At 67.9% G+C, this 4440-nt stretch carries 3 protein-coding genes; 2 read left to right on the top strand and 1 reads right to left on the bottom strand.

Annotated elements, in window-relative coordinates; translation table 11 throughout:
- Positions 1 to 402: 402 nt before the first annotated feature.
- A complete protein-coding gene (gene dapF, locus V6M42_RS14645; protein ID WP_332658678.1) occupies positions 403 to 1236 on the bottom strand; it encodes a diaminopimelate epimerase in 834 nt (277 codons plus the stop codon).
- A gap of 60 nt (positions 1237 to 1296) precedes the next feature.
- Here dapF and V6M42_RS14640 point away from each other — a divergent pair, with 60 nt between their 5' ends.
- Positions 1297 to 2112 carry a potassium channel family protein gene (locus V6M42_RS14640; RefSeq protein WP_332658679.1) on the top strand — a complete coding sequence of 272 codons (816 nt, stop codon included), beginning with the start codon at positions 1297 to 1299 and terminating at the stop codon, positions 2110 to 2112.
- Positions 2113 to 2366: 254 nt separating this feature from the next.
- A partial coding sequence (locus tag V6M42_RS14635; RefSeq protein ID WP_332679177.1) for a prolyl oligopeptidase family serine peptidase occupies positions 2367 to 4440 on the top strand: 2074 nt, incomplete at its 3' end.

Raw genomic sequence — 4440 nt, 5'->3', positions numbered from 1 at the left:
CCGTTTCTCCGCAAGCACAGTTCCTCACCGCGCAAGGGTCCGGGCGACGATTACAGGACGACGTTTCCCGCTCGATCGCACCCCGCCGCACGTTGATGGCCCTGGCGCCAGACGCCCTCCCCCCGCGACGGGACTAGGGAATTATGCGGGAGTTTTCGGGGGTGCTGATGATTGAGTTTGGGAAAAGCGGAAGATGTTGAAGAGGCGGGATGTTTTTCCGCCAATGCGACTATAATTCCGGGAGTAGCGTCATGTCTCCTCCCTGTCGGCGAAGCCGATGGGGAGGGGGACCCCGAAGGGGTGGAGGGGTAGGGCGGCGCGGCGCGGCCCCCCTCCGTCACGGCGCAAGAGACGCCGCGCCACCTCCCCATCGGAGATGGGGAGGAGACGAGTCGGCAGAACTCAGACCGCCAGCGTCCCCGTGCGTTCCACAACCACCGGGCCCGTCATCAACACATGGTCCGTCGCCTCGTCCCACGAAACGAACAGTTCGCCGCCATCGACTTCAACCGTCGCCGCGCGCCCGGTCAGGCCGCGGCGGGCGGAGGCGACGAGGGCGGCGCAGGCGCCGGTGCCGCACGCCTTCGTCAGGCCGGCGCCGCGTTCCCAGACGCGCAGGCGGATGTGGTCGGGGGCGGTGACGTGGGCGAAGCCGACGTTGACGCCCTCGGGGAAGCGCGGGTGGTGCTCGACCAGCGAGCCGGCGCCGCGCACGAAGCCGTCGTTGGGCGCGTGATCCATGAAGAAGACGACGTGGGGGTTGCCCATGGAGACGGCCCCCGGCGTGTGCAGGACCGGATCGTCGATGGGGCCGACCTGAAGCTCGATGCCGCGCGTGTCCATGGCCTCGTCGAGCGGGATCTGTTTCCAGTCGAGACGCGGCGCGCCCATGTCGACCGTGATGCGGCCGTCGGCCTCGCGCCGCGCCGTGGTCGGGCCGCCGAGGGTGTCGATGACGACCTGGTCCTTGCCGGTCGACTGGAGCAGCATCCAGCCGACGCAGCGCAGGGCGTTGCCGCAGGTCTCGACCTGGCCGCCGTCGGCGTTCCACACGCGCATGAAGGCGTCGGCGGTTCCGGAAGGCTCGATGGCGATCAGCTGGTCGCAGCCCTCGCCGGTCTCGCGGTCGGCGACGGCGCGCGCCTGATCGGCCGTCGGGGCGAACGGCGTTTCCAGCGCATTGACGACGACGAAATCGTTGCCGGCGCCGTTCATCTTGACGAAGGGACGGGTCATCACGGCGCAGATATAGAGACGGACTGGACCTTAGGCCATCGAAGGGCGTTAAGCTGGGCCATGAGCCGAGTCCGACCCGCGCCCCCGTCCTCTACCGTAAAGGCCGAAGGCCTGCGTCTGCGGGCCCGGCTGCGCTACCTCTATCACGGCTCCTCGCCGCTGGCCGTGCGGTTCCGGCTGGCGGTCATCGTCATCGACTTCGCCATCATCGGCTTCTTCCTGGCCGCGCCGATCCTGCATGAGGCGGGGCTGGTCTTCTATGTCGTGGACTATGTCATCGCCACGATCCTGGCGGCCGATCTGGCGGCCCGGGCCTGGGCCCACACCGATCTGAAGGACTGGCTGAAGAAGCCGGCGACCTGGATCGACCTGTTCGTGCTGGCGACCCTGCTGTTCCCGGCCTGGCTGTTCAACTTCGGCTTCCTGCGGCTGCTGCGGCTGTGGACCCTGCTGAACTCTGACTTCTTCTGGCGGACGGTCGGACACAAGTACGACGACACCCGGGTGGAGGAGATCACCAAGGCCCTGGCCTCGCTGGTGACCTTCATCTTCGTGGTGACCGGCTTCGTCTACGCCACCTTCCGCGACACCCATCCGGGCATCAGCGGCTATCTGGACGCGCTGTATTTCACCGTCGCGACCCTGACGACGACCGGGTTCGGGGACATCACCCTGCCCGGCAACTGGGGACGGGTGCTGTCGATTGTGGTCATGCTGACGGGGATCACCCTGTTCCTGCGGCTGGCCCAGACCATCTTCAGGCCGCACAAGATCAGCTATCCCTGTCCGACCTGCGGCCTGCACAAGCACGATCCCGACGCCGTGCACTGCAAGGCGTGCGGGGAGATCCTGTGCATTCCGGACGAGGGGGCGTGAGGAGGAGTGGCTAGTGGCTAGTTGCTGGTGGCTGGCCAACAGTTGCGGCCCGGTGCGGATTGCGCCGCCCTTCCGCAACGAAGATGGGACAATCACTAGCCACTAGCCACTAGCCACTAGCCACTAGCCACTAGCCACTAGCCACCAGCCACTCAGCCGCCTCAACATGACAAAGCCGTAACCTCGGTCCGCTCCAGCTTGTGGCGGACCCGCCGCCCGGTAAGGTGCCGCCCGACTTCAGTCGGGGAAACCATATGATCCGCACCGCCGCGCTCGCCGCGCTTCTCGCTTCCACCGCCCTTTCGAGCGCCGCCATGGCCCAGACCTCCGTTCCCGCCCCGGCCGCCGCCGAGAGTTCGGGAGGCTTCGCGACCTCGGACGCGACGGACCCGTACCTGTGGCTGGAAGAGGTCGACGGCGAACGGGCCATGGCCTGGGTCAACGAACACAATGAGCGGTCGCTGGGCGTGCTGCGCGGCGATCCGCGCTACGAGACCCTGCACCAGCAGGCGCTGGAGATCGTCCAGTCGCGCGACCGCATCCCGTCGCCGGGCTTCAACCACGACGGCACGATCGACAATTTCTGGCAGGACGCGACCCATGTGCGCGGCATCTGGCGCACCACGACGCTGGACAGCTATCGCACCGAGGCGCCGCAGTGGGAGACGATCCTCGACTTCGACGCCCTGTCCGCGGCCGAGGGCAAGAACTGGGTCTACAAGGGCGCGACCTGCCTGCCGCCGGAAGAGACCCGCTGCCTGATCAGCCTGTCGGACGGCGGCAAGGACGCGGTGACGGTGCGCGAGTTCGACCGGGCGACGCGGACCTTCGTCGAGAACGGCTTCATCCTGCCCGAGTCCAAGGGCGGAGCGTCGTGGGTGGACGAGAACACCCTGCTGATCTCGCGCGACTTCGGGCCGGGCACCCTGACGAGCTCGGGCTATCCGATGATCGTCAAGGTGCTGACGCGCGGCCAGACGATCGATCAGGCGCGGACGGTGTTCACCGGCCAGCCGACCGACGTGTCGGTGTCGGGCTATACGCTGCGCGACGCCGACGGCGTGGTGCAGGCGACGCTGATCAATCGCGGCGTCAGCTTCTACGAGGGCGAGACGCACCGGCTGAACGCCGACGGCACGACGACCAGGCTGGAGCTGCCGGCCAAGTCGAACATCAATGCGCTGGTGCGCGGCCAGCTGGTGGTGACGACGGATCAGGACTGGACCGCGCCGTCGGGGCAGGAATTCCGGACGGGCGACGTCATCGCCTGGGACCTGAACCGCTGGCTGGGCGATCCGGCGACGCCGGCGCAGCTTGTCATCCGCCCGACCGATCGCGAGGCCATCGAGGGCATCACCGCCACCCGCAACAAGCTGGTCGTGGCCCTGTACGAGAACGTGCGCGGCGGGGTCTATGTCTATGAGCCCAATCCGTCGGGCGAATGGGCGCGCACCCGGCTGGACCTGCCGCAGAACGTCTCGGTCAGCGTGGGCTCGGCGTCCGAGCGCAACGACCAGGTCTTCGTCAACGTCACCGGCTATCTGAACCCGTCCAGCCTGTATCTGGCCGACGCCGCCAGCGGCGCGGCGGACCTGGCCAAATCCCTGCCGGCCAAGTTCGACGCCACGGGGATGACGGTCGACCAGTTCGAGGCCCGCTCGGCCGACGGGACGATGATTCCCTATTTCGTCGTCCACAGGGGCGACATGGCCATGGACGGGGCCAACCCGACCCTGCTGTACGGCTACGGCGGGTTCCAGAACTCGCTGCTGCCCGGCTATTCGGCCACGGTCGGCAAGCTGTGGCTGGAGCGGGGCGGAGTCTATGTCATCGCCAATACGCGCGGCGGCGGCGAGTTCGGGCCGCGCTGGCACCAGGCGGCGCTGCAGGAGAACCGGCAGCGGTCGCACGAGGACTATCAGGCGGTGGCGCTGGACCTGATCGCACGGGGCGTCACCAGCCAGCCGCGGCTGGGGATCATGGGCGGGTCCCAGGGCGGGCTGTTCATGGGGGCGATGCTGACCCAGCGGCCGGACCTGATCAACGGCGCCGTCATCCAGGTGCCGCTGTTCGACATGCTGCGCTTCCACAAGCTGCTGGCGGGCGCGTCGTGGATCGCGGAATACGGCAATCCGGACATCCCGGAAGAGCGGGCCTGGATCGAGCAGTATTCGCCCTATCAGCGGCTGGAGGCGGGGCAGCCCTATCCCGAGGTCTTCATCCACACCTCGACCAAGGACGACCGCGTCCACCCCGGCCACGCCCGCAAGGCGGCGGCGCGGCTGGAGGAACTGGGCTATCCGGTGCTGTTCTACGAGAACACCGACG

The organism is Brevundimonas sp., from assembly GCF_036677305.1.
GTDB lineage: Bacteria > Pseudomonadota > Alphaproteobacteria > Caulobacterales > Caulobacteraceae > Brevundimonas.
This window is presented reverse-complemented; position numbering and strand designations above follow the sequence as displayed.